Source organism: Thiohalobacter thiocyanaticus, assembly GCF_003932505.1.
GTDB lineage: Bacteria > Pseudomonadota > Gammaproteobacteria > Thiohalobacterales > Thiohalobacteraceae > Thiohalobacter > Thiohalobacter thiocyanaticus.
This window is the reverse complement of the sequence record NZ_QZMU01000001.1, coordinates 134,434-160,137: the sequence shown is the minus strand read 5'-3', so window position 1 is coordinate 160,137 and position 25,704 is coordinate 134,434. Positions and strand designations below refer to the sequence as shown.

The following is a 25,704-nucleotide window of genomic DNA, read 5'->3' as shown; positions in this document are numbered from 1 at the left end:
CGGGGCAGCCCGTCAGGGCGTAACCCGACATCGCCCGCGCTTGTGTCGGGCTACGCTGCGCTAACCCGACCTGCGGGACAGCCCCTGCGCCAGCCGCGCGCTGCCGTAGGCGGCTTCCTGCTGCGGGGCGAGCCGTACCGGACACCGCAGCAGACGTTCACGCATGACCCGCCAGGGGGCATTGGCCGCGCCGCCGCCACTGCTCAGCACCTCGCCGGGCCAGGGCGCACCCAGATCACGCAGCCGCCGGTAGCCGCTGCGCTCGATGCGCGCCAGGCCTTCCAGTATGCCCTGAAGGAATTTCAGATCGGAATCGGGCCGGGGGTGCAGCCTGGGCTCCCGCTGCGGGTCGTTCCAGGGGAAGCGCTCGCCCGGGGCCGGCAGGGGATAATATTCCAGGCAGGTGGGACGGTCGGGCCGCAGCCGCGGGGTCAGTTCGGCCAGTTCGGCGTCACTGAAGTGCTGGCGCAGCACCGCGCCGCCCGCATTGGAAGCGCCGCCGGCCAGCCACAGATCGCCCAGGCGATGACTGTAGATGCCGTACTCGGGGGCGAATACCGGCTGCGGCGAAAGCACCTTCAGCACCAGGGTCGAACCCAGCACTGTGACCGCCTGGCCGATGTGTTCGGCGCCGGTGGCGATGACCGCAGCGGTACTGTCGGTGGTCCCGGCGCAGACTGTGGCGGCTTCGGGCAGGCCCCAGCGCGCGCGCAGTTCCGGCCGCAGCGGCCCCAGCAGAGTGCCGGCAGGCCGTACCGTCGGCAGCAGACCGGCGGGCAGCTCCAGCCGTTCCAGCCAGCCGGGCCAGCGCCGCTGAACCGGGTCGTACCCCAGCTTCAGGGCATTGTTCTCGTCGCCCAGGTCGAAGCGGCCGGTGAGCCGGCCTGTGATCCACTCGGCCTGATGCAGGGCATGGGCGTTCCGGGCCGGGTGCTGGTCACACAGCCACAGCAGCTTGGCCAGGCTGGCGCAGGCGCTGTGCACCGGGGCCTCGGGCGGTGCGGCGGCGGCGATGTCGGCGAGCCGGTTCCCGGCGCGGGCATCGTTGTACATCAATGCCCGCGTGAGCGGTGTGCCATCGGGGCTGCACAGCAGCAGGGTGGCGGCGGTGCCGTCGACGGCGATGCGCTCAACCCGGCTCAGGGCATCCCGGCCGGCGAGCTCATCCAACAGCTGCTCCAGCTGCCGCCACCAGTGCTCCGGATCCTGGGAGACGGCTGCACCGTCGCGTTCGGGCGCGGGCAGGTCGGCCCGGGCCTCGGCCCGGATGGCGCCGCCGGTGTCGATCACGCAGGCGCGGACCCCGGAGGTGCCGAAGTCGATGCCGAGTGCCAGGCTCACGATCTCAGGGCAGGGTGACGGGCGGGGCGGGCTGCCAGTGTTCGGCCCGGTGCTCGGCCACCACGGTGGTGTAGATGCCGCCGCGCACATTGAATTCGGCGGTCAGCCGCATGAAGCGTGGCTGGATCGCCGCCACCAGGTCGTCGAGGATGCGGTTGGTCACCGCCTCGTGGAAGGCGCCCTGGTCACGGAAGGCCCAGACGTAGAGCTTGAGGGACTTGAGTTCCACGCACTTGTATTCGGGTACGTATTCCAGGTGCAGGGTAGCGAAGTCGGGCTGGCCGGTCTTGGGACACAGGCAGGTGAATTCGGGCACCCGGATGCGGATGGTGTAGTCGCGCTCGGGCTGCGGGTTGTCGAAGGTCTCGAGGTCTTTACTGGGCTGGGACGGCATGGGTCGGAATAGGGTATCGGGTGGCTGTGGCCGGAGCCGGGCTCCGGGTGATTCAGGGTCGACGCTGCACGGTATCGGGCACGGCGATTGTGATAGGATACCGCACTTGCGAGGCGGGGCTCCACAGCAATTCTCCCCGCCTTTACGCGCCGGTTGCAGCCATCCCGGGCATGGGTCCGCGAATGCGCTGTGGCCAGCTTGTATCCTGAATCCTGAATCCTGTATCTTGCCCCGATGCGTCTGACCAAAATCAAACTGGCTGGCTTCAAGTCCTTCGTCGACCCCACCACGATCCACATTCCGACCAACCTGGTCGGTATCGTCGGACCGAACGGCTGCGGCAAATCCAACACCATCGACGCCGTGCGCTGGGTGATGGGCGAATCCTCGGCCAAGCACCTGCGCGGTGACTCCATGGCGGATGTCATCTTCAACGGCTCCAACGCCCGCAAGCCGGTGGGGCACGCCAGCGTCGAGCTGATCTTCGACAACAGCGAGGGCAAGGTCACCGGCCAGTACGCGCATTACAACGAGATTTCCATCAAGCGTCAGGTCTCCCGCGACGGCCAGTCCAGCTACTATCTCAACGGCACCCGCTGCCGGCGCCGCGACATCACCGACATCTTCCTCGGCACCGGCCTGGGGCCGCGCAGCTATTCCATCATCGAGCAGGGCATGATCTCGCGCCTGATCGAGGCCAAGCCGGAGGAACTGCGCATCTACCTGGAAGAGGCCGCCGGCATCTCCAAGTACAAGGAGCGCCGCCGCGAGACCGAGAACCGCATCCGGCACACGCATGAAAATCTCGATCGTCTCAATGATTTGCGAGATGAAATTGAGAAATATCTTGAGAAGCTGCAGCGTCAGGCGCGCACCGCCGAGCGGTACAAGGAACTCAAGCAGCAGGAACGCCGCCTGCGCGCCGAACTGCTGACCCTGAAATACTCGGCCCTGCACCAGGACTTCGCCACCAAGGAACGCGCCATCAAGGAACAGGAGACGGCCCTGGAAGGGGTGGTCGCCGAACAGCGCGCCATCGAGACCGAAATCGAGAAATCCCGCGAGTCCCTGGTCGAGGCCAACGAGACCTTCAACGAGGTACAGGGCCGCTACTATGGCCTGGGCGCCGAGATCGCCCGGTTGGAGCAGGCCATCCAGCACAGCAAGGAAAGCCGTCAGCGCCAGCAGGAGGAACTGCGCAAGGCCGAGCAGGCCTGGAACGAGGTCGAGGCCCATATCAGTGTCGACGGCAAGCGGTTGCAGGAGCTGGACGGCGAACTCACCGAGAAGCAGCCGGTCCTGGAACAACTCCAGGGCAGGGCCGAGGCCTCGCGCGAGGCGCTGCAGCAGGCCGAGCAGACCATGCAGCAGTGGCAGAACGAGTGGGAGGCCTTCAATCAGCGCGCCGCCGAACCGCAGCAGACCGCCCAGGTCGAGCGCGCCCGCATCGATCAGCTGGAGCGCCAGCTGGCCCAGTACGAACAGCGTCTGACCCGTATCGAGGAAGAGAAAAATCGTCTGGATGACAGTCAGTTGCAGCAGGAAATTGATACGCTTTCAAACCAGGAGGCCGAGCGCGCCCGGGCCGTCGAGGCCCTGCAGGCTGAACTCGACACGATCCGTAATCGTATCAATGAGCTGAGAGAGCAACTTCAGAAACAACAGCAGGAACTCGAGGCCCTGCACAGCACCCAGCAGGAAGCGCGCGGCCGACTGGTCTCGCTGGAGGCGCTGCAGAAGGCGGCCCTGGGCAAGGAGGGCGGTACGGTTAACGCCTGGCTGGAATCGCGCGGCCTGCACGAGGCCCCCCGCCTGGCCGAACAGCTCCAGGTCGAGCCCGGCTGGGAACGCGCGGTCGAGACCGTGCTGGGCGCCTATCTCGAGGCTGTCTGTGTCGAGGATCTCAACCAGCCGGCCCGGGCGCTGGATGAACTGGGCGAGGGAAGTCTGAGCCTGTTCGACATCCGCGCCGTCGCCGGTGCCGGCCCTGCCGGTGACCGCGCCCTGGCAGCGAAAGTCAGTGCGCCCTGGTCGCTGCAGGGCCTGATGGACGGCGTCCAGGCCGTCGACAGCCTGACCGAGGCCCTGGCACTGCGACCGCAGCTGGGCCCGGAGCAGTCCGTGATCACCCGTGACGGCATCTGGCTGGGTCCGCGCTGGCTGCGTCTGAGCCGGGATCAGGATGCCCAGGCGGGCGTGCTGGAAAGAGAAAAAGAAATCAGTGAATTATCAGAATCTATTGATGTCAATGCTGAAGAGATAGAGCGCCAGCAATCGGCCCTGCAGCAGGCCCGTGACGAACTCCATAGCCTGGAGCAGCAGCGCGACGAACTGCAGACGGGCGTCAACCAGGCGCATCGGACTCACAGCGATCTGCGGGCCCAGCTCAGCGCCAAACGTTCGCGCCAGGAACAGATCCACAATCGGCGCGAGGCGCTGGACAAGGAAGCCGGCGAGATCCGCACCCAGCAGCAAACCGACACCGAGACCCACGCCACTGCCCGCAGCCGGCTGCACGCGGCAATGGCCTCGATGGACGAACTGGCGCGCGAGCGTGAGACCCGCGAGGCCGAACGCAACCGCCATCGCGAGGCCCTGCAGGCGGCCCGCCAGCAGGCCCAGACCGACCGCGACGAGGCCCATGGCCTGGCCATCCAGGTCGAGTCCATGCGTACGGCACTCAAGAGCACCCGCGAGAACCTGGAGCGGATGCAGGGACAGCAGGCCCATCTGCGCCAGCGCCGCGAGGAACTGCAACAGGCCATCGCCGCGGGCGAGGCGCCGCTGCGCGAACAGGAGCAGGAGCTGGAACGGCTGCTGACCCAGCGCGGTGAGGTGGAGAAGGAACTGCAGGCTGCCCGCCGCGCGGTCGAGGAGATCGAGCACAATCTGCGCACCCGGGAACAGAACCGTCAGCGCAGGGAGCAGGACAGCCAGCGCCTGCGCGAGGAACTGGGCCAGCAGCGCATGGCCTGGCAGGAACTCAAGACCCGCAGCCAGACCCTGCTCGAGCAGCTGAATGAAACCGGCTACGAACTGGAGACCCTGAAGCAGGAGCTGTCCGGGGAGGCCAGCATCGAGGCCTGGGCGGAGGAACTGGACAAGCTCGAGACCCGCATCCAGCGCCTGGGGCCGATCAACCTGGCGGCGATCGAGGAGTTCGAGGAACAGTCCAGGCGCAAGGAATACCTGGACGCCCAGCACAAGGATCTGACCGAGGCGCTGGATACGCTGGAAAACGCCATCCGCAAGATCGACCGCGAGACCCGCACCCGCTTCAAGGAGACCTTCGACAAGGTCAACACCGGCCTGCAGGCCATGTTCCCGCGCCTGTTCGGCGGCGGTCACGCCTACCTGGAACTGACCGGTGAGGACCTGCTCGATACCGGCGTGGCCGTCATGGCACGCCCGCCGGGCAAGCGCAACAGCACCATCCATCTGCTCTCCGGCGGCGAGAAGGCGCTGACCGCCGTGGCCCTGGTGTTCGCCATCTTCGAGCTCAATCCCTCGCCCTTCTGCATGCTCGACGAGGTCGATGCGCCGCTCGACGATGCCAACGTCGGACGCTTCTGCGGCATGGTGCGGGAGATGGCCGAACGGGTGCAGTTCATCTTCATCACCCACAACAAGATCACCATGGAACTGTCTAACCAGCTGATCGGTGTGACCATGAACGAACCGGGCGTGTCGCGCCTGGTGGCGGTCGACATCGACGAGGCCGCACAGATGGCGGCCATGTAGGGACATAAGGCATGGAATCCTTGCGCTGGATACTGCTGGGAGTGGGGTTGGTGGTCATCGCGGGCGTCTATTTCTGGTCGCGCCGTCCCTCCCGGCCGTCGCGGGTCGAACCCCGGGTCGAGTCCGACTCCGCGCCCGAGCCGGGCGATTTCGATATCGGCGGTGACGCGACACTGGAATCCGAGACCTTCAGTCAGGTCGAATCGGCTGCAGCGGAATCCGAACCGCAGGCCTGGCCGGACGCGGTGGACGAGGAACTCGCCGAGCTCAGCGCCGCCATCCAGGAGGAGCGCGAGGGTGCTGCGCCGCCCCCGCCGCCTGACGCGGTGGAGAAGATCATCGTCTTCTATCTCATCGCCCCGCGCGGCGAGCCCTTCACCGGCCCCGAAATGGATCGCGCCTTCACCGAGCTGGGTCTGGAGTACGGCGACATGCAGATCTACCATCGCATGGCGCCGGGCAGTTATCGCCGGCCGGTGTTCAGTATCGCCAACCTCACCGAACCCGGCACCTTCGATCCGGCCGCGCTGGGGCATTTCACCACCCCGGGCCTGAGCCTGTTCCTGCAACTGCCGGCGCCCATCGACTCGCTCAAGGCCTTCGACGACCTGGACGACACCGCGCACAGGCTCGCCGACAGGCTCGGCGGCGAGCTGCGCGACGAGACCCGCAGCCCGCTGAGTCGCCAGCGTATCGAAAACCTGCGCGAGGAGGTGGCCGAGTTCGAGCGTCGGCAGAAACTCAAGCACGCCGGCCGATGAGCACCCCGAAGCAGATCCGCAAGCGGGTCGAGACACTGCGCGAACAGATCCGCCATCACAACCATCTCTACTACGCCCTCGACGCGCCCGAGATCTCCGACGCCGAGTACGACGCCCTGCTGCGCGAGCTGCAGGCGCTCGAAGCCGAACATCCCGACCTGGTCACCGAGGATTCGCCCACCCAGCGCGTCGGCGCCGAGCCGGTGGAGGCCTTTGGCACGGTCCGCCATGAACAGCCCATGCTGTCGCTGGACAATGCCTTCTCCGACGCTGAGCTCAGCGACTTCGACCGCCGCATCCGCGAGCGGCTCAAGACCGACGATGAAATCGAATATGCGGCCGAGCCCAAGCTCGACGGCCTGGCGGTCAGCCTTCTGTATGAAGACGGCAGGCTGGTTCGGGGTGCGACCCGCGGCGACGGCACCACCGGCGAGGACATCACCCAGAATGTGCGCACCATCGGTTCCATCCCCTTGAAGCTGGTCGGCAGGGACTACCCCCGCCGGCTCGAGGTGCGCGGCGAGGTCTACATGACCCACGCCGGTTTCAGGAAACTGAACGCGGCGGCGGAAAAGGCGGGCGGCAAGACCTTCGTCAATCCCCGCAACGCCGCCGCCGGCAGCCTGCGCCAGCTCGATCCGAAGGTGACGGCGAAGCGCCCGCTTGAGTTTTTCTGCTACGGTGCCGGACTGATCGAAGGGGCCGAGCTGCCCGATCGCCACATCGACATACTGGAGCGGCTCAGGCAATGGGGGCAGCGCATCTATCCCGAGATCCGGCGGGTGAAGGGTCTCGAGGGTTGTCATGCGTACTATCAGGAAATGGAGCGCCGGCGCGAGTCGCTGGACTTCGATATCGACGGCGTGGTGTTCAAGGTCGACCGCCGCGACCTGCAGGAACGGCTGGGCTATGTCTCGCGCGCTCCGCGCTGGGCCATCGCCCGCAAGTTCCCGGCCCAGGAGGTCAACACCGTGCTGCGCGAAGTGGAATGGCAGGTCGGGCGTACCGGCGTGCTCACCCCGGTGGCGCGGCTGGAACCGGTGTTCGTTGGCGGGGTGACGGTAACCAACGCCACCCTGCACAATCCCGACGAGATCGAGCGCAAGGACATCCGCCTGGGCGACACCGTGGTGGTGCGCCGCGCCGGCGACGTCATCCCGCAGGTGGTTGCCGTGGTCAAGGCCAGACGGCCGAAGGGCGCCGGACGCATCAGCCTGCCCAGGAAATGCCCCGTGTGTCACTCCGATGTGGTGCGCGACGAGGGCGCGGCTGCACTGCGCTGCAGCGGCGGCCTGCACTGTCCGGCCCAGCGCAAGGCCGGGCTGATGCATTTCGCCTCGCGCCGGGCCATGGATATCGACGGTCTGGGCGAAAAGCTCATCGAGCAGCTGGTCGAGCGCGATCTGGTGCATGACGCCGCCGACCTGTATGCGCTGACGCAGGAACAGCTCGCCGGTCTCGACCGCATGGCCGGAAAATCCGCACAGAACCTGGTCGAGGCGCTGGAAAAAAGCAAGGACGTCACCCTGCCGCGGTTCATCCACGCGTTAGGCATTCCCGAGGTGGGGGAGGCCACGGCCAAGGCGCTGGCCGGACACTTCGGCAGTCTGGATGCCCTGATGTCCGCCGATGCGGATGCCCTGCAGGAGGTGCCCGATGTAGGCCCGGTGGTGGCCCGCGAGATCGCCACCTTCTTCGACCAGAAACACAACCGGGAAGTGATCGACAAGCTGCGCGACCACGGCATCGAGCCGCCGGCTCAGGAGATCAGGCGCCGCGCCGAACTGCCGCTGAAGGGACAATCCTGGGTGCTCACGGGGACGCTGGAATCCATGACCCGTGACGAGGCGAAGGAACAACTGGAAGCGCTGGGCGCGAAGGTGACCGGCAGCGTGTCGAAAAAGACCGATTATGTGGTTGCCGGCAGCGCAGCGGGCTCAAAGCTGGCTAAGGCCGAGCAGCTGGGGGTCGAGGTGCTGGACGAGGACGCCTTCCTCAAACGGCTCGAAGCACTCGAATAACTGTTGTGCGAGGCGCACGCCCGGCTTCGCCCGGGGAGAACCATCCACCCGGAAGCTGGCTGCGGTCCGCCCGCTCTCGGTATGGTCCGCAGCAGCAGGCGCTGATATATTGGCAGCGCCTGATCGGATGGCCGCAGTGAACCTCAGGGAACCCGAGCAGAATGACAACCACACCACAAGCGCGCACCACCCCTCTCGGTGGCAAGTTCGGCAAACTGATGGAAAGCTGCCGGCGCATGACCCGTTCGCATCTCGCCCCGCTCATTCGCAGCCTGCTCGAGCAGGTGGAAGTCGCCCTGCTGGAAGCCGCCGACAAGGCCGGCGACAACCAGAAGCAGCTCCAGTATTTCGACACCATGAACCTGGTGAAACGCAACCAGGACCGGATCGCCGAACACTACCTGAAGACGATCGACGCCGGCTTCGAACGTTTCATCCAGGGACAGCTGCCGACTTCCGGCGGCGGTGGTCTGGCCGGCATGCAGATGCAGCAGCTGGCGCTGGTGGACAAGCAGGCCATCGAATACGAACTGCCGGTCAAGAACCTCGTCGCCAAGGCCAATGCGGCCTATGCCGACGATCTGTACGGTCTCGACCAGCGCCTGGCCGTGGTCAACGGCGGCGAGCGGGTACCGGAACCGGCCCAGCCCGGCGGGCCGGTGCAGCTGGCCCAGGCCTTCGCCGACGCCCTGCAGGACATCGAGATGGCCAAGCCGGTACTGCTGATCCTGTTCGCGCTCTATGACCGCCATGTGATCCGCGAGCTCCAGGCCTTTTACGATGAATACAACCGGCGACTGGTCAGTGCCGGCATCCTGCCCAACCTGCGCTACGAAATCCGCAAGCACCATGATGCCCGCCGGGCGCGGCCGACGGCGCCGCCACCGGCCGGTGGTGCCGGCGGAGCCGGTGGCCGGGGGGGCGGCAACAGCGGTTTTTCGGTGGTTGACGCCCCGGCGGGAAATGTCGCGGAAGCCGGCGGGCACGCGTATGCCGATGCGGGCGGTATGGCGGGCAGCGCCGGCGCGGCAGGCAATGCCATGCTCTCCGACGAGGAACTGGACCTGCTGTCCGATCTGCGCCGCGGCATGGCCTCGCAGCGCGGCGAGACGGAACCGGATACCCGCCAGCTGCCGCCGGAACAGCGCGAGTCCAGCCGGCGCCGCATCGTCCAGTCGGCCCAGACCATCCAGGACACCTATGCCGAGGGCAGCGCCGCTCAGAATCTGGACCAGCTGATCACCAATCTGGAGGTCGATGCCGACCTGCTGAGTCATCTGCAGACGGTCATCAGCACCGAGCGGCGCCAGATCGAAAGCGCGGTGGAACAGGAGGCGCTGGATCCCGAGGACGCCGATATCATCGACCTGGTCGGGCTGCTGTTCGACCGCATGCTGGCCGAACAGCGGCTGCCCAACGCGGTCAAGGCCCTGCTCAGTCGGCTGCATACGCCCTATCTCAAGATCGGGCTGCTGGACAAGGCCTTCTTCATGCGTCAGGACCATCCGGCCCGGCGCCTGCTGGACCGGATGGTCGATGCCGGCGGCCAGTGGGTGATGGAGGACGACCTGCAGCGCGGCATCTTCCCCTGTCTGCGCGAGACGGTGGAGCGGATCATGCAGGACTATGCCCAGGATCCGCAGCTGTTCGAGGAGCTGGAGCAGGGGCTCGGTTCACACATCGATGAGCTCGAGCACAAGACCGGCATCATCGAGAACCGCGCCGTCGAGGCCGCCAATGGCCAGGAGCGCCTGGGCCAGGCCCGCCGGCGCGCGCATGCCGAGATCGCCCGTATCATCGCCGAACGGCACCTGCCCGAGGAGGCGGCGGTTCACCTGACCCAGGTGTGGGCGGAAAAGCTGATGTTCATCCTGCTGCGCGAGCGCGATGGCGAGGCCAGCCCGGCCTGGAAACTGGCCACGCGCGTGCTGCAGGACGTGATCGAGAGCATCGAGACGCCTGAATCCGAGGCCGAGTGCGAACGCCGCCAGGCCCGTCTGCCGCGGGTGCAGACGGCGATCCGGGATTCGCTGGGTGAACTCAGCGAATACGGCCGCAAGGACACGCCGGAACTGATGAAACGCATCCAGGCCTGGCAGGAAGCGGCCTGCGATCCCCGGGCCGGCGCCACGACCGGGCCGGTCAGGCTGGAGGTGCTGGACCTGACCCTGCCCGGACAGGCCGAGGCGGAAACCGCCGGAAGCAGCCTCTCGGCCCTCGAGCAGGCCCATGCCGATCACCTGGAGCAGATCGACTACGGGACCTGGTTCCAGTTCATGGATCCGGACAGTCGCCCGCGGCGCCTGCGCCTGGCCTGGTACAGCAAGCTCAGCAAACGCTACCTGTTCGTCGATCCGATGGGGGTGAAGGCGGCCGAGTACACGCGTGACCAGCTGGCGCGGCGCCTGGCCGCCGACAGCGCGCGGATCGTGCAGCAGGACCCGCGGCCCTTCGTGGACCGGGTCATGGATACGGTCCTGTCCTGGATCGCGGACAAATAACGGCCACGGGAGCCGCCATGAAGGAAAAACGCCAACATGCCCGCAAGTCCGTCCCCGGTGGGGTACGGGTGCGTGATGTGAACACCGGCCGGGAACTGGGTACGCTGCTCAATCTCTCACCCAGCGGCATGATGGTATTCACTGAACAGCCGGTGCCCGCCAATGCCGTCTATCAGTGCGAACTGGATCTGGGCACCGCCGTGCAGGACGAGGCCGGGCCGCTGCGCTTCGGGGTCGAATCCCTCTGGTGTCAGCCCTCGGAGCAGCCGGGCGCCTGGTGGGTCGGGCTGCGCATTATCGACATCGAATCCGGACACAGCGCCAGTCTGGAACGCTACCTGGACGAACTCTGACCAGGCCGCGCTGCGCTGGCCGCCCCACCGGGTTGTCATGTCACATATGAAATGCTTTCTGCCGCTGACACTGGCGTTGCTGCTGCCCCTGGCAGCGGCCCGCGGCCAGAGCTTCCCACTGCCGCCGGACGACGTCGATCTGGTGGGCCGGATTCAGGTCATCGAGGCCGCCCACGAGGACACCCTGCTGGATATCGCCCGCCGCCATCAGCTCGGCCATGACGAGATCCTGCTTGCCAACCCCGGCGTGGACCGCTGGCTGCCGGGAGCGGATACCCGGGTCACCCTGCCCACCCGATTCATCCTGCCGGCCGGTGAACGGGAGGGGCTGGTGCTGAACGTGCCGGAGATGCGGCTGTATTATTATCCGCCGGCCGGACGGGGCGAGAGACCGGAGGTGCGCACCTGGCCGGTCAGCGTCGGGCGCATGGACTGGAACACACCGCTGGGCAGCTGGAAGATCAGCCGCAAGCAGACAGATCCCGCCTGGTATCCCCCGGCCTCGATCCGCGAGGAGGCGGCGGCCCGCGGCGAGCCGCTGCCCGAGGTGGTGCCGCCCGGTCCCGACAACCCACTGGGTCAACACGCCCTGCGATTGAGTGTGCCCGGCTACCTGATTCACGGTACCAACAAGCCCTGGGGCATCGGTATGCGGGTCACCCACGGTTGTATCCGCATGTACCCGGAGGATGTCGCCGTCCTCTACGAGCAGGTACCGGTCGGTACGCCGGTGCGGATCGTCAACCAGACGGTGAAGGCGGGGTGGCTGCTGGGGACCCTCTACCTCGAGGTGCATCCCCCGCTGGAGGAGGACCGCCCCGGACGCGAACAGCTGCTGTCCATTGCCCTGGATGCCATCGAGACGGCCACGCAGGGACGGCCGCCGGTGCGGCTGAGCGGCCGGCGGATCAACCAGGCCGTGGAGAATCCGAGCGGCTATCCGGTCGCGGTTTCGCTGCCGGAATGAGGCGCCGCCCTCTTACTTGTACATGGACTTCTTGAACATGCGGTCGATCTTGGCATCCGTTTCCTCGGACCTGGCCTTGGCGGCGGCCGCATCGTCCTGGGCCTCTTCGGCCAGCCTGCGGGCAGCAGCAGCCTCGCTCCGGGCCGCGGCGGCCTCGGCGGCGGCATCGTCCGCGGTGCTCTGCGCCCGTTCGATATCGGAACGCAGCTGATCGATTTCACCGGTACTGGCGCAGCCGCCGAGGGCGAAGGCGCCGAGGAGCAGGATGGCGCCGAACTGTGTTTTTTGCTTCATTGTCGCGTCTCCCAGTAATGAGGGGTGGGTGAAAGAAACCTGCCGTGATGAATCGGGTTTCACCCCGGAGTATATCCAAGCCCGGTGTCTATTCAATGACCACCCGCGTGCCTTTGTCGATCCATTGAGCCAGATCATCAACCTGTTCGTTGGTCAGGGCGATGCAGCCCTCGGTCCAGTTGAAATCGGCGTGGATCGCGGAGTCGCCGTCACCCAGGCCGTGAATACCGATGTAACCGCCCAGGGCCGTGTGCTGTGGTGGCTCGGTCTCCTGGCGCAGGGCCTGGCGGATGCGTTCGAATTGCGTCGCCGTGATGCGGCCCGCCTGCAGCCCGGCACGGGCATGGGACAGGTTGGGATAATCCAGACCGTAGAAGCGGTGGAAGTCGGTGCGCGCGGCAATGCGCACGATGCGGAACTCGCCCAGCGGCGTCATGCCGTCGCCGACGCGCTTGGCCGCGGTGGTACCGTAACGGCCGATGGCGATCCCGGAGTAGGTGCGCAACCGCTCACCGCCGCGCATGACATGAAGTTCCAGGGCGGCGGTGTCGATCCGCAGCCAGACAGCCGGCTGTCCGGCACCGACCCCGGCCGCGGCCAGACCGGACAGCAGCAGGCAGACAAGGCCTGCCAGCCAGCCCCGGCGCCGGTTACGCGGACCGCGCATCCAGCTCGGCGGCCAGCGCCGTCGCGTCGATCTCCGCACCCAGGAAGGCCGCGAGGCTGCGCAGGTCCTGCTCGGCGTTGTCCAGGCAGGAGGTGCCGCCGGGCGAGGGGGTCATGTTGAAGATGGCGCCACGGCCGGTGTCGATCTTGGCCTCGCCCATGAGCAGCCGGGCGTTGGGCTTGTCGATCAGCTGCGGCCGGATGCCGCCGAAGCGACGGGCAAAGCTCAGGTCCCGGTAGCGCAGTCCCGGCACGATCTTGCGCACATCGCGCAGGAACAGCGTCTTGCGCAGCACCGGCACCTCGAACAGCAGATTCTTGAACATGTAGTTGCGGATATCCTTCACCTTGAGCAGGTCCCACAGCACCTTCGCCACCCGGCGGTCGAAGCGCAGTACGCGCAGGAAGTCCGGCAGGGTGCGGTAATTGTAACGCTCCAGGATGGGCAGGATCAGGGCCGTGGGCCCGAAACGGGTCTTGCCCGGCACCATGACATCCGGATCACCGTGGATGGCGGCAAAGGGCAGCTTGTCGTTCTGCAGGGTGTAGACCTTGCCGTTGAGGATCTGGGGCGTGAAGTAGTAGCTGCCGGCCACCGGCAGGCAGGAATACTCCAGCCCATAGCCCAGGTCCTGCGCCAGCTTCAGGCTGTGTCCGCCGGCGCAGACCACCAGCGACCGGGTCCGATAGCAGGCCTCTGCCGTGTCGACCCGCAGGCCGTCGTCCTCGATGACGATGCGGCTGACCGGCTCGTTGTAGCGCACATCGATCTGTTTGCCGGCCACGGCCTGCGCCTGGCGCAGGAAGGAGCGCGACACGGCGCCGAAATCCACCGCCGTGTACTCATCGGTCGAGCCCAGCGCCAGCAGCGGTTCCGGACGCAGGTGGCCGTCGGCACCGATGGCCACGGCCGGCTCGATGCGGGCGATATCCTTCTTTTCCAGCCGTTGCAGGGCAGGGTAGTGCGGACGCAGGGCCTCGAAGCGGCTTTCCAGCGCGGCGCACTCGGACGCGCCCACGCCCAGCACCATCTTGGGGTATTTGAAGATCAGGTGATCCCGGTCCGGCTGGGCAAGGCAATAGTTGGCCAGCTTGCGCGCGGCCTGCTGCACCTTGAGGGCCTTGTCCAGACTGTAATTGGTCTCGATATCGCCGCAGTGCAGGGTCTGGCTGTTATTGCTGGACAGGGTGTTGACCTGCGCCGGTGCGGCGTATTTCTCGATGATGCCGATGCGTTCGATGCCGCTGTAGCGTGCCGCCAGGTACAGCAGCGCCGTGCCGGTGATGCCGGCGCCGATGATCAGCAGGTCGTACTGGTCGTTGGGCATGAATCAGCCGGCCTCGGGTTCCAGCAGCTCGATCCAGTGCCGCACCGGCCGGTCGCTTTCGCTCTGCAGGTGCAGCTGGCAGCCGACGTTGGCAGTGGCGATCAGTTCCGGTCCGCCGCTGTCCAGGGCGGCCAGCTTGTTGTCGCGCAGCTGTGCGGCCAGTGCCGGCTGGGTGATGGAATAGGTCCCGGCCGAGCCGCAGCACAGATGCTTGTCCGGCACCGGCGTGAGCTGATACCCCAGCCGGGTGAGTATCCCTTCGACAATCTCCGGCAGCTGCTGGCCGTGCTGCAGAGTACAGGGCGGATGGTAGGCAACTCTGCGACCGCCGCCGTCCAGGCCCAGCGCGGCGAGATCCTCCTGCTGCAATACCTCGGCCGGATCGCGTGCCAGTTCGCTCACGCGTGCCGCCTTGTCGGCATAGGCCGGGTCGTCGGCCAGCAGTTTGCCGTATTCCTTGACGAAGGCGCCGCAGCCGCTGGCCGTGACCAGGATCACCTCCGCGCCCTGTTCGATATGCGGCCACCAGGCATCGATATTGCGCCGCATCATGGCGCGTGCCTCGTCGCCGGCGGCGAAGTGATGACTCATGGCGCCGCAGCAGCCCGCGGCCGGCGCCTCGATGAGCTGAATGCCGAGCCGGTCCAGCACCCGGGCGGTGACCGCATTGGTGGCAGGTGTGGTCACCGACTGCACGCAGCCGGCCAGCGCCAGCATGCGGCGGGCATGCGTGGTCGTCGGCCAGGCGGGCACGTTCTGCACCGGCGGCAGCTTGCGCCTGAGCCCGGCCGGCAGCAGCCGGGCGAAGCCCCGTCCCAGACCCAGCAGGGGTTTGAAGCGGCGTGGGTAGGGCAGGGTCAGACGCAGGGCGCGCTGCAGCAGACGCTGGGAATGCGGCCGGGGCAGCCGCCGGTCCAGCTCCTCGCGGCCGATGTCGAGCAGGCGGTGGTAGACCACGCCCGAGGGGCAGGTGGTCTCGCAGGCGCGGCAGCTCAGACAGCGGTCCAGGTGCTGGCGGGTATGGGTACCGGCTTCATCGCCTTCCAACATCTGTTTGATGAGATAGATGCGTCCGCGCGGGCTGTCCAGCTCGTCGCCCAGCAGCTGGTAGGTCGGGCAGGTGGCGGTGCAGAAACCGCAGTGCACACAGCTGCGCAGAATGGCGTCGGCCTCCTGGCCGGCGGCGGTGGCAAGCAGTGATTCGGGCAGGCGCGTCTGCATCAGAACTCCGGGTACATGCGGCCGGGATTGAGAATGCCCTGCGGGTCCAGGGCCTGCTTGAGACGCTGGTGCAACGCCAGCAGGGCGGGATCGAGCGGGTGAAAGCGCGGCGTGTCCTCATCGCCATTGCGGTACAGGGTGGCGTGGCCGCCGGCCCCGGCGGCCAGACGCCGGATGCGCTCGGCCGGCTGACGGCTGGCGAGCCAGCGCAGACCGCCGCCCCAGTCGACCAGCTGGGCATCGTCCAGCGCCAGCGGCGGACTGGCCGGGGCCACGGCGCAGCGCCACAGCGGCGCCTTGTGTTTGAAGAAACTCAGTTCCTGTTCGCGCAGACGCTGCCAGAAGGATTCCGCCCTGGCGTGCGGTTCGCCGCCGAGCTTATTCGCGGCCGCTTTCACCGCGGTCTCGGCGCCGCTCAGGCGCACATACAGATGATCGCCGTCATAGCAGGCGCCGGACAGGGGCAGCGGCTTGCCGGCCCAGGTGTTCATCAGCTCGATGGCTTCCCGATCCCCTCGCTCCTGGACCAGGGTCTGTTCCACCTCGGGGCGGGGCAGTACCTTGAGGCTGGCCTCCAGGATCACGCCCAGGGTGCCGAAGGCACCGATCTGCAGCCGGGACAGGTCGTAGCCGGCGACGTTCTTCATCACCTCGCCGCCGAAATGCAGGTCCTCGCCCCGGCCGTTGAGCAGCCGGCAGCCCAGCATGAAATCGCGCGCCGCCCCGGCATAAGGCCGGCGTGGGCCGGACAGACCGGCGGCGAGCGTTCCGCCCAGGGTCGCGGTTGGGCCGAAGTGGGGCGGTTCGAAGGCCAGCATCTGACCCTCGGCGGCAAGCAGGCGTTCAATCTCACTGAGCGGCGTGCCGGCACGTGCAGTAATGACCAGTTCGCTCGGCTCGTAATGCAGTACGCCGTCGTGGTCGTGCACCGACAGGGCCTCGCCCCGGACTGCCAGGCCGAGAAAGGCCTTGGTGTTGCCGCCATGGATGCGCAGCGCGCTGCCGCTGTCGGCGGCGGCGCGCACCCGCTCGCTGAGTTCGGCGGTCATATCGCACATCAGAAGCGTTCCAGCTCGGGATGCGGCAACTCGCCCTGGTGCACATGCATGGCGCCGAATCGGCGGCGCAGCGGTGCAGGGTGGGTACGGCCTTGCCCGGGTTGAGCAGGCCGGCGGGATCGAACGCGGCCTTGACGGCATGGAACTGCGCCAGCTCCAGCGGCCGGAACTGGACGCACATCTGGTCGATCTTCTCCATGCCCACGCCGTGCTCGCCGGTGATGGTACCGCCGACTTCGACGCACAGCTCCAGGATCCGGCCGCCGAACTCCTCGGTGCGTTCCAGCTCGCCGGGGATTGTTGGCATCGTAGAGGATCAGCGGATGCAGGTTGCCGTCGCCGGCATGAAAGACATTGGCCACGGCCAGGCCGTATTCCCGTGACAGTTCGCCGATGCGGGTCAGCACCTCGGCCAGGCGGCTGCGGGGAATGGTGCCGTCCATGCAGTAGTAGTCCGGCGAGATGCGTCCCACGGCCGGGAAGGCGGCCTTGCGTCCCTGCCAGAAGCGGGCGCGTTCGGCCTCGTCGCGGGCGGTGCGCACTTCCACCGCGCCGTGCTCCTGCAGCAGCCCTGCGCACCTGGCTGATGTGTTCGGAGACCTCTTCGTTGGTGCCGTCCAGTTCGCACAGCAGGATGGCCTCGACCTCGGGGTAGCCGGCATGCACGAAATCCTCGGCGGCGCGGATGGCGAGGCGATCCATCATCTCCAGTCCCGCCGGGACGATACCGGCGGCGATGATCGCGCCCACGGCCCGGCCGGCCCGGGCCACGTCGTCGAAGGCGGCCAGGATCACCTGGGCGCGTTCGGGAATCGGCAGCAGCTTGACCGTGACCTCGGTGATGACCCCGAGCATGCCTTCCGAGCCGGTCATGAGTGCCAGCAGATCGTAGCCGGGCGCGTCAGGCGCGGCCGTGCCGATGCGCAGGCGTTCGCCGTCGATGGTGAGGATTTCCAGTTCGACCAGGTTGTGCACCGTCAGGCCGTATTTGAGGCAGTGCACGCCGCCGGAGTTCTCGGCCACGTTGCCGCCGATGGTACAGGCGATCTGGGAGGAGGGATCGGGCGCATAGTAGAGCCCATAGGGTTTCGCCGCTTCGGAGATGGCCAGGTTGCGCACGCCGGGCTGAACGCGCGCAGTGCGGTTGCGCGGATCGATCTCGAGGATGCGGTTGAACTTCGCCAGGCTGAGCAGAATGCCCTCGGCATGGGGCAGGGCGCCGCCGGACAGACCGGTGCCGGCGCCGCGCGCCACGACCGGTATGTCATGTTCACTGGCGTAGCCGAGTACGGCCCGGACCTGTTCCACCGTCGCCGGCAGGGCCACGGCCAGGGGCAGTTTCCGGTAGGCCGACAGGCCGTCGCATTCGTACGGGTGCAGATCCTCGGGCAGGTGCAGCAGCTGGTCGCTGCCGAGCAGGGCCTGCAGATCAGCGATGATACGGGCGCGCGATGGGCGGGGGGCTGTAGCGGTGGCTGTGGACATCGGCTCTGGTAATCCGGTTTGGGATACTTGCAACTTTAACATTTATGTCTGGGATGAACGGCATTTACTTTAGCCGTCATTGCGAGCGCAGCGTGGCAATCTCATACTGCGGAATCAATCGGTTGGAGATTGCCACGTCACTTCGTTCCTCGCAATGACGGGTGTTATTCTGCATGAGTGGACGGCATTCATGCACGGGAGATTAACTCTCGCCGGTCCGGGTTATTCCTGTGCCGCAGGCTTGCTCCGGCATGCCTGGCGCCGGACAATGCGCCTTTCGTAACACGGCCGCGGGCAGTCATTCCATGGACAAGCAATTCTGGCTCGAACGCTGGGACAACAACCAGATCGGTTTTCACCAGGACGAGATCAACACCCACCTGCAGCGTTTCTGGCCGCAACTCGGCCTGGCGCCGGACCGGCATGTGTTCGTGCCGCTGGCCGGCAAGACGCTGGACCTGCTCTGGCTGGCCGCCCAGGGCCACCGCGTGACCGGGGTCGAGATCAGCGAACGGGCTGTGCGTGCCTTCTTCGACGACAACGATCTGACACCCCAGACCCGTGACACGGATGGCTTCCGCCTCTGGCAGGCCGGCGAGATCACCCTCATCGAAGGCGATTACTTCGACCTGATGCCGGCCGAGCTCGGGCCGGTGGATGCCGTCTTCGACCGCGCCTCCCTGATCGCCCTGCCGCCGGCCATGCGTCCGAACTATGCCCGTCAGCTGCAACAGCTGGCACCCGCCTGCCCGGTGCTGCTGGTGACCCTGGACTATGACCAGCACGAGATGGACGGCCCGCCCTTTGCCGTCAGCGCCGATGAGATCGAGCAACTCTACGGTGCCAGCCACCGGATCACCCCGCTGGACAGCCTGGACGTGCTGGCCGAGAACGCCCGCTTTCGCGAGCGCGGTCTGACCCGGCTGGAGGAGCGGGTCTACCGTCTGGAGCCCAGCGACTGAATCCCGCCCGCCCGCTTTTCTCACGAAAACAGCCCGTTGTACCGCCTTTCTGCTAAGTTCTGACAGCCTGCGGCCGTTATAGGCTGTAGCTCCGCCAGTGCGGGTGGCCGGATCCGCCCGGCACCCGCCCGGGGTTTATGATTAATCTATAAAACATGATGTTATGTCAGGGATAGAGAAAGGATCGAGATTATGGAGCCCATCCTGACCGGCCGCTCCGCCGGCCCCGAGTCCGATGTTTCCCACCCCGCCGGTACCTGGCTGTCCGGCCTGGTCCTGGCCGCTGTCCTGTGGCTGCTGAGTTCGGCGGTCACGGCGGCCGGCTCCGACGATTTCGTCGCCGCCGGCAACGGCGAGGGTGTCGATGCGGTGCTGATCATCGACAGCTCCGGCAGCATGAAGGAGACCGACCCCAGGCGCCTGCGGGTTGCCGCCGCGCGCATGTTCATCTCCCTGCTGGCCGGACAGGACCGGGTCGGGGTCATCAGCTTCAGCGATGCCGGCTATCCGGTCGCCCATCTCACCCCGGCCACCGAGGCCAACCGCAGCCAGCTGTTCGCGGCCGTGGACAAGGTCTCCGCGCTGGGCGCCTACACCAATCTGCATGCCGCGCTGGAGACCGGCCGCCGGATGCTGGCCGAGGAAGGGGGCGAGGGTCGGCGGCGCATGCTGCTGCTGATGTCCGACGGCAGGATGGATACAGGCGACTTCGATCAGGATCAGCGCCTCACCGCCGTCATCGAACAGGACATGATCGGGGAACTGCGCGCGGCCGGCATCGAGGTCTATACCCTGGCCTTCACCGAGGCTTCGGACATGCCCCTGCTGCGTACCATCGCCAGCGGCACCGGCGCGATCTCGCGCCTGGCGTCCAACGATCGGGAGCTGCACCGGGTCTTCAGCACCCTGTTCGAAAGCGCCAAGCAGCCCGACATGCTGCCCATCGCCGGCGGCGAATTCATGGTCGACGAAGCCATCGAGGAGGTCACGGTGGTGGCCTCGAAGAACACCCCGGGCTCCGAGATCAAGCTGGTCATGCCCGATGAACGCATCATCCGGCCCGACGTCGCCGGTCCCGCCGTGCGCTGGTTCCAGTCCGAGCGCTTCGACATGATCACCATCGAAAAGCCGCCGGCCGGGACCTGGCGGCTGGTCTCCGACAGCGAGGATAACCGCGCCTATGTAGTGACCAACATGCGCCTGGAGGGCCGCCTCGGCGATGCCGATTCCGACCCCGCCATCGGCGAGCCGATGCAGGCCAGCGCCTGGCTGGAGCAGGCCGGAGAGACGATCAAGGCGGCCGAGATCCTGGATCACACCGAATTCCGCATGCAGATCACCCCGCCCGAGGGCGAACCGCGCCACCTGTCACTGCAGGCCGGTGCGGACGCCGATCCGGGCCACTTCCTGCAGAGCTTTGAATTCACCCGCCCGGGCTCTCACCGCATCCGCCTGATCGCCAGCAGCCAGACCTTTCAGCGGGAAAAGTCCCTGTTCATCGAGGTGCCGCCGCTGCCGGAAGGCGAGGCACCGCCGCCCGATCCGGTTACGGCCGAGGAGCCTGATCCCGAACCTGAATCTGAATCTGAGCCCGAAGCCGAAGCCGAACCCGAGCCCGAGCCTGAACCGCAGGCCGAACCGGAACCCGAGCCCGAGCCGCAGGCCATGCGGGAAGAGATCATCGATCCCGAGCCGGAAGCGGAACAGGATTCCGGCCTGAACCTGAATCTGGGCCTGATCCTGGGCCTGTTCATCCTGGTCAATGTGCTCATCGGCTCGGCCGTCGGCGGCTTCCTGTGGTGGCGCAGGCGCCGCGCCCGCAAGGCCGCTGCGCAGGACGGGGAGGACGCCGAGACGGCCGACGACGAGGGCCCGGACAAGGGCTGATCGCGGCAGGATGACGCCATGATCGAACTGCACATATACGGCATCCTCGCCATCCTGGAACTACTGCTGCTGGTCTGCGTCCTGGCCGGGTATCTGTATGTGCGCAACCGCCGGAACACCCGCACCATCGCCCGGCTGAGTCAGTCGCTGGCGCAGCAGCCCGCAGTCCCCACAGCCCCGGTGGCGGAACCGGCGCCCACGCCGGACACCCAGGCCGAGACCCGCGCCTACAGCGATTTCCTGCGCGAGGAACTGGATGCCTCCAGCCTGATGCTGGGTTCCGACCCGGCGTCGGGGACGGACGACGGGACCGATCCCGGGGACGGATCGCAGCAGGGACAGGCGCGTGAAATGCTGGCCGCGCGCCATCAGTTTCTGCAGCTGGAACTGGATGCCCAGGCTATGGCCGGGGACCCCGAGGCCCGGCGTCAGCATATCGTGCAGCAGATGCAGAATCTGCTCGCCACCTTCACGCCCACCGCAGCGGAAACGGTGGAGGAAGACGAAGCCGATGAGGCAGCCGGCGCCCTGGCGCGCGAGCAGCAGCTGGAAAGCCAGCTCGCCCATCTGCGCACGGTGGTCGGCAACCAGCAGGACGTGATGCGCGAGCTGCGCGACCTGCTGGAAAAGGAGATGAGCGAGTCCGAGGAAATGCGCGACATCATTGCCAAACTGCAGGACGCCGAAGCGAGCAGCCTCGAACTGGAACGCTCGCTGGAGGCCATGGACAGGCAGACACCAGAGCCGGGTGAACAGGGGCAGGGCAGTGTCGGGCCACAGGGCGCGCATGCCAGCCCGGACTCCGACATGCTGCGCAACCTGGTCGGCAACCAGCAACAGGACCATCAACAAGTTACAGAGCATGCTCAAGCAGTCGGTGGGGGAGAAGGAGGCCTCGGTCGAGCTGCGCGATGCGATGGAGAAGATCCAGCGCTCCAATCAGGAACTGGGCACCTGTGTGATGGTGCTGGAAGACGAGAACAGCCTGCTGCGCGAGCAGATCGAATCGCTGCAGTCTCAGCTGGAGAATCCCATGGGGGAGGAGACTGACCCGCCGGCGGCGCAGAGTGCTGCCCCGGCCGAGTATGAGTGCGGCTTGCAGCGCGCGGATGCGACGCGCCCGATCGGAGGCTGCAAATCGCCATCCCGCAGCGGACACCGCCCTCAGTGGAAGTGATGAAACGCGCACCTGCAGCCGAATTCCGCAGGGAAGCGGCGGCCGCCGCGGCGACGCGACGGTCGATGCCCTGCTGGAGGAGGCCGCCCCGCAGCCGCCCCTGCTGCCGGGGTTGAGACCAGAACGCCGTAGTCCGCCGCCTAGACGCGGGCAATCAATACCCCAGGGAGGTTCGGCCTTCGACCACGAGGAGGAGACGCCCGGTCCATCGATATGACAGCGACACCCTGAATTCGAATCTGAAGAAGGACTGAATACAGCGGCCCGGCCCGTTGCGCAGCACAGTTCGTTGATTCAGGGGAGATGGGCCGAGCCGTCCGAGCCAATTCGTGGCTGGGGATCGATCCCCGCGCACCGTCGACGCCGGACGGACAAAGATGTGGTCGATGCGGGCTGCCGGGGAACGGCTGGGATAGGTTCCCCTTGCACCCCAACGCGGCCAGCCTCCCGGAATCGACTTCGCCAGGCGGCACAGAGCTTGGCGTACAACCGCGATGCGAAGGCGTTGAATCGCCGCAAAGGATGACGGGTCACGCATTGCGCGTGAGCCAGCCAGTCGCTTCCTCCCAGCAGGGGCAGGGCCGCCACCTCGACAGGCGTGTCGCCAGCGGAGACAGCCGCCAGGTGGGTGTTGAGGCCCTGAACCTCTCTGCCTTCCAACTCCACGCGCCCAATCGCCCCCCGCGTTCCAGTTTGGGCCGCTCGGCAGGCCCGGCCGGCATGAGCCGCACGCACGATCCGCAGCGGGCAGATGGGTTCAAGAATCGCGTCCCCGTAGCGTTTCTTCCCTCGAATGCAGGGCCGGATGGAAATGAAACTCCATTTCCAGATAGCGCGCGATCAGGTGTGCCTGATCCATCCCGGCGGTGCGTTGCCGTCCCACGTCCAGTTCCTGCAAGGCAACCACGTCCGGGCGCGCGCGCGCAATGATGCGGGCGATGCGTTCGACGTCGATCCGTCCGTCCATGCCGATACAGCTGTGCACGTTGTAGCTCATGACCCGGAGCCGGGCTGAGCGGGCGGCGGCCGGGCGCCGTCGCGCCGCCCCGGTGCGGGTCGCAACGCGCCCCAGTTGCCGCAGGGCCGCATCGCGCAGATCGCCGGGACGCAGATAGGTGTGGTCTGAGCGGGGCAGCGCTGTGTCCGGGGGCAGCAGCGCAAAGCCGTGGGTTTCCTCCGGATGCAGGCCGGCGTGGGCCCCCGCCTCGTTGGCGAAGCTCAGCGGGCTGCTGCCGGCGTGCCAGCCCAGGAGCACCAGGTCCCCGGCATCGGGATGTTCACACAGGCGCAGCAGGTCGTCGCCGAGCGAATCGATGAAGGGATGCCGCGCCCCGAACAGGGCCGGGACCTCCTGCGGCAGATCGAACCCGCCGGTGTCGGTCCAGGCCCGCAGCCGGCCCGCCGCCCGGCAGCTGAGCACGACGGGGATCCCGTGGTTCCGGGCCAGATCGCGGGCGAGCAGCTCGCGTTCCCGCACCTTCAACCGGGCCGGCAGGTAGACATGCGCCACCGGACCCAGCGCGGCGATCATCGCATCGTCCTGATCCTGATCCTGGTCCGGTTCGCCCCCGTTTATACCCAGGACCGAGAACAGCCGCTGGATGTTCCGCCCGCCCAGCAGGCGCACGCGCTGGGTCTGAACCCCGGGGAGATCCCGGTTGCCGGTGACAGCCGGGTGGACGGCCAGTTGCGCAAGCGCCGTCCTGACGGATTGCTCCAGGTCATGGCCCTGCAGCTCATGGTAGGGTCTTACCCCGACCTGGCCGTGATCGGAATAGATCCAGACATCATAATGCCGCCAGACGCTGCGGTTGGCGGCGCGCCACAGCCGGGCGACGGCATCGTCGATGCCCTTCAGGGTCCAGTGGGCGAACAGCGAGTCCGGTCCGCGCCGATGGGCCTGCTCGTCATAGCCCAGAAAGTTGAGGTGAATGATGGGCAGGCCGCGGCTGATGTCCAGCTTGCCGCCGATCACGCAGAGTTCGCGCAGCAGGATGGAGATGGCGACCCGGGTGGGAATGAACTTCAGCTCCTTGATGAAGTCCTGACCCCGGGCTTGACCGCGAACGAAATCGGTCAGGGCCAGGCCTGATTCCAGCGCCAGCAGGGCCGCGATGCGCATCAGGCTGTACAGATGACTCAGCACAAAGGCGACCAGCACCAGCGGATTGGCGCCGCGCAGCGCCGGCCCCCAGCCCATGGAGGAGGGGCAGAAATGCGTCTCCTCGGCGCCGCCGCTGAAGTTGTCCAGATAGGCGCTGCCGCCCCTGAGCAGGGGCTCGTCTCCGGCATCGCGGTAGCGGTCCTCGATCCGCGCGGCGGCCTCGGGCTCGTACATGCGCACGATCCGGCCCGAGTTTCGTTCCCGGAAGGAAAACGCCGGAACGGCGGCCCTGACGCCATAGAACAGTTCCGCCTGTACCGCCGGCGTGGTCGACGGCAGGCCCGAGTAATGCGCATGCACCTGATAGTCTTCACGCCGTATCAGGCGCCGCAGGAAAGGCAGTTCACCCCGCTGCAGTGCCTGTTCCAGCTGCGGTTGCGAAAGTCCGTCGATCTGGATCATGATCAGCCCGGGCCGGTTCGGCGAACCCTCCGACACCGGCAGGCGCAGCAGACGCGACAGCCAGAGGCTGCGGCTGAGGCTGCGGCGCAGCCGCCGCAGCGCAGTCTCGAGGCGGCCGATCATGGGACGGCCGGCACGCCTGTGTCCCGGCTCCAGCTCACGGCTGCTCTTCCTCGATTACGCCGGCGTCGCGGTAGCGCTTCAGCGCCCGTTGCGCGATCCGGTTGAGATACACGACAACGGTCACGGTGGCGACGAAGCCGGTGGCATAAAGGCCCCATGCCAGCGGGCTGCGCTCCAGGCCGCCCGTGCCCAGGCTGGTGAGATCGGCCGCGATCGAGCCGAGATAGGCGTTGTGCAGGGAGAAGGGGATGAAGCCCACGAGCGAGCCGCCCGTGTAACCGCGCAGGGAAAACGAGGTCATGCCGAAGAAGTAATTGGACAGCTTGCTCGGAAAGAAGGGAATCAGGCGTGTCAACAGCACGATCTTCCATCCCTGCGGTGTCAGCTCATCGCTCAGCACGCGCAGCCTGGCCCGCGCCATGATCCAGGCCCTGACGCGCCGACCGAACAGATGGCGGGCCATGAGAAACGCCAGCGCCGCGCCGAGTGTGGTCCCGAGTACGACATACACAGTCCCCTCCACAACCCCGAAGATGAAGCCCGCACCGGTGGTGAACAGCACTCCCGGCAGCAGCAGTATCACCACTAACGCCATGATCAGGATGAACAGCAGCGGCGCCCAGGCGCCCTGTGCCTCGAACCAGCGCAGCAGTTCCAGCACCCGGGCGTGGACGCCGAAATGAATCAGCAGGGCAAGTACCGCGGCCACGAACAGGATACTGGCCGCAATCCCCCACAATGGCGAGAGGGTAGAGGCTGTGGCAGGGTCTGGCCGGGGCGGCTTCATGCCCGGGACGATAGCCTATCGCCGCGCCTCCGGGAAGCCCGCAGGCGCGCGCCGGACAGGGACGCTGTGCT

18 protein-coding genes and 2 pseudogenes are annotated in these 25,704 nt (G+C 66.9%); 9 read left to right on the top strand and 11 right to left on the bottom strand.

What is annotated here, in order from left to right; all coding sequences use genetic code 11:
• Positions 1–60 precede the first annotated feature (60 nt).
• The gene (locus D6C00_RS00775; protein ID WP_125182303.1) at positions 61–1,344 is read right to left on the bottom strand and encodes an FGGY-family carbohydrate kinase; all 1,284 of its coding nucleotides are present in this window, start codon (positions 1,342–1,344) and stop codon (positions 61–63) included.
• Position 1,345: 1 nt separating this feature from the next.
• Positions 1,346–1,735 (bottom strand): preQ(1) synthase, encoded by a 390-nt coding sequence (gene queF / locus D6C00_RS00770; RefSeq protein WP_125179871.1) that lies wholly within the window; start codon positions 1,733–1,735, stop codon positions 1,346–1,348.
• 234 nt (positions 1,736–1,969) lie between these two features.
• Between queF and smc the strand changes: the two genes are divergently transcribed.
• The 6 genes from smc (at position 1,970) to D6C00_RS00740 (ending at position 12,079) form a co-directional block, all read left to right on the top strand.
• On the top strand, positions 1,970–5,476 hold the full coding sequence (gene smc / locus D6C00_RS00765; RefSeq protein WP_125179870.1) for a chromosome segregation protein SMC: 3,507 nt from the start codon (positions 1,970–1,972) through the stop codon (positions 5,474–5,476).
• An 11-nt stretch (positions 5,477–5,487) separates the two neighbouring features.
• On the top strand, positions 5,488–6,237 hold the full coding sequence (gene zipA / locus D6C00_RS00760) for a cell division protein ZipA (RefSeq protein ID WP_125179869.1): 750 nt from the start codon (positions 5,488–5,490) through the stop codon (positions 6,235–6,237).
• On the top strand, positions 6,234–8,258 hold the full coding sequence (ligA, locus tag D6C00_RS00755) for an NAD-dependent DNA ligase LigA (RefSeq protein WP_125179868.1): 2,025 nt from the start codon (positions 6,234–6,236) through the stop codon (positions 8,256–8,258). Before zipA ends, ligA begins: the two co-directional genes overlap by 4 nt.
• Before the next feature lie 161 nt (positions 8,259–8,419).
• On the top strand, positions 8,420–10,759 hold the full coding sequence (locus tag D6C00_RS00750) for a DUF1631 family protein (protein WP_125179867.1): 2,340 nt from the start codon (positions 8,420–8,422) through the stop codon (positions 10,757–10,759).
• 17 nt (positions 10,760–10,776) lie between these two features.
• On the top strand, positions 10,777–11,112 hold the full coding sequence (locus D6C00_RS00745) for a PilZ domain-containing protein (protein ID WP_125179866.1): 336 nt from the start codon (positions 10,777–10,779) through the stop codon (positions 11,110–11,112).
• A gap of 37 nt (positions 11,113–11,149) precedes the next feature.
• Positions 11,150–12,079, top strand: a complete 930-nt coding sequence (locus tag D6C00_RS00740) for a L,D-transpeptidase family protein (protein ID WP_125179865.1) — start codon at positions 11,150–11,152, stop codon at positions 12,077–12,079.
• 12 nt (positions 12,080–12,091) lie between these two features.
• Here the strand turns inward: D6C00_RS00740 and D6C00_RS00735 are convergent, their stop codons facing one another.
• The 7 genes and pseudogenes from D6C00_RS00735 to D6C00_RS00710 form a co-directional block, all read right to left on the bottom strand.
• Complete coding sequence (locus D6C00_RS00735; RefSeq protein WP_125179864.1) at positions 12,092–12,373, bottom strand: Lpp/OprI family alanine-zipper lipoprotein; 282 nt, start codon at positions 12,371–12,373, stop codon at positions 12,092–12,094.
• An 88-nt stretch (positions 12,374–12,461) separates the two neighbouring features.
• Positions 12,462–13,040 (bottom strand): L,D-transpeptidase family protein, encoded by a 579-nt coding sequence (locus tag D6C00_RS00730; RefSeq protein WP_125179863.1) that lies wholly within the window; start codon positions 13,038–13,040, stop codon positions 12,462–12,464.
• Entirely contained in the window at positions 13,024–14,367 is a 1,344-nt protein-coding gene (locus D6C00_RS00725) for an FAD-dependent oxidoreductase (RefSeq protein WP_125179862.1), read from the bottom strand. The genes D6C00_RS00730 and D6C00_RS00725 overlap by 17 nt, the downstream gene beginning before the upstream one ends.
• A 3-nt stretch (positions 14,368–14,370) precedes the next feature.
• A complete protein-coding gene (gene glcF, locus D6C00_RS00720; protein ID WP_125179861.1) occupies positions 14,371–15,588 on the bottom strand; it encodes a glycolate oxidase subunit GlcF in 1,218 nt (405 codons plus the stop codon).
• Complete coding sequence (locus D6C00_RS16665; protein WP_399361181.1) at positions 15,588–15,662, bottom strand: FAD-linked oxidase C-terminal domain-containing protein; 75 nt, start codon at positions 15,660–15,662, stop codon at positions 15,588–15,590. The genes glcF and D6C00_RS16665 overlap by 1 nt, the downstream gene beginning before the upstream one ends.
• Positions 15,651–16,586 (bottom strand): annotated as a pseudogene (glcE, locus tag D6C00_RS00715) (glycolate oxidase subunit GlcE); the annotation flags it as partial. The gene D6C00_RS16665 and the pseudogene glcE, both read right to left, overlap by 12 nt.
• Positions 16,587–16,645: 59 nt before the next feature.
• Positions 16,646–18,131, bottom strand: a pseudogene (locus D6C00_RS00710) (FAD-linked oxidase C-terminal domain-containing protein).
• A 305-nt stretch (positions 18,132–18,436) separates the two neighbouring features.
• On the opposite strand from D6C00_RS00710, the gene D6C00_RS00705 reads away from it, so the two are divergent.
• The 3 genes from D6C00_RS00705 to D6C00_RS00695 all read left to right on the top strand — a co-directional run bounded on the left by D6C00_RS00705 (position 18,437) and on the right by D6C00_RS00695 (position 22,030).
• Entirely contained in the window at positions 18,437–19,093 is a 657-nt protein-coding gene (locus tag D6C00_RS00705) for a thiopurine S-methyltransferase (protein ID WP_125179859.1), read from the top strand.
• Positions 19,094–19,285: 192 nt separating this feature from the next.
• The gene (locus D6C00_RS00700; protein ID WP_125179858.1) at positions 19,286–20,980 is read left to right on the top strand and encodes a vWA domain-containing protein; all 1,695 of its coding nucleotides are present in this window, start codon (positions 19,286–19,288) and stop codon (positions 20,978–20,980) included.
• Positions 20,981–20,998: 18 nt separating this feature from the next.
• Positions 20,999–22,030: a hypothetical protein gene (locus tag D6C00_RS00695; RefSeq protein WP_125179857.1), complete on the top strand. Its 1,032-nt coding sequence runs from the start codon at positions 20,999–21,001 to the stop codon at positions 22,028–22,030.
• A gap of 884 nt (positions 22,031–22,914) precedes the next feature.
• On the opposite strand, the gene D6C00_RS00690 is transcribed toward D6C00_RS00695, so the two are convergent.
• Together D6C00_RS00690 and D6C00_RS00685 are read right to left on the bottom strand one after the other, a co-directional pair.
• Positions 22,915–24,846 carry an endonuclease/exonuclease/phosphatase family protein gene (locus tag D6C00_RS00690; protein WP_125179856.1) on the bottom strand — a complete coding sequence of 644 codons (1,932 nt, stop codon included), beginning with the start codon at positions 24,844–24,846 and terminating at the stop codon, positions 22,915–22,917.
• A 34-nt stretch (positions 24,847–24,880) separates the two neighbouring features.
• Positions 24,881–25,633: a TVP38/TMEM64 family protein gene (locus D6C00_RS00685; protein ID WP_125179855.1), complete on the bottom strand. Its 753-nt coding sequence runs from the start codon at positions 25,631–25,633 to the stop codon at positions 24,881–24,883.
• Positions 25,634–25,704 lie beyond the last annotated feature (71 nt).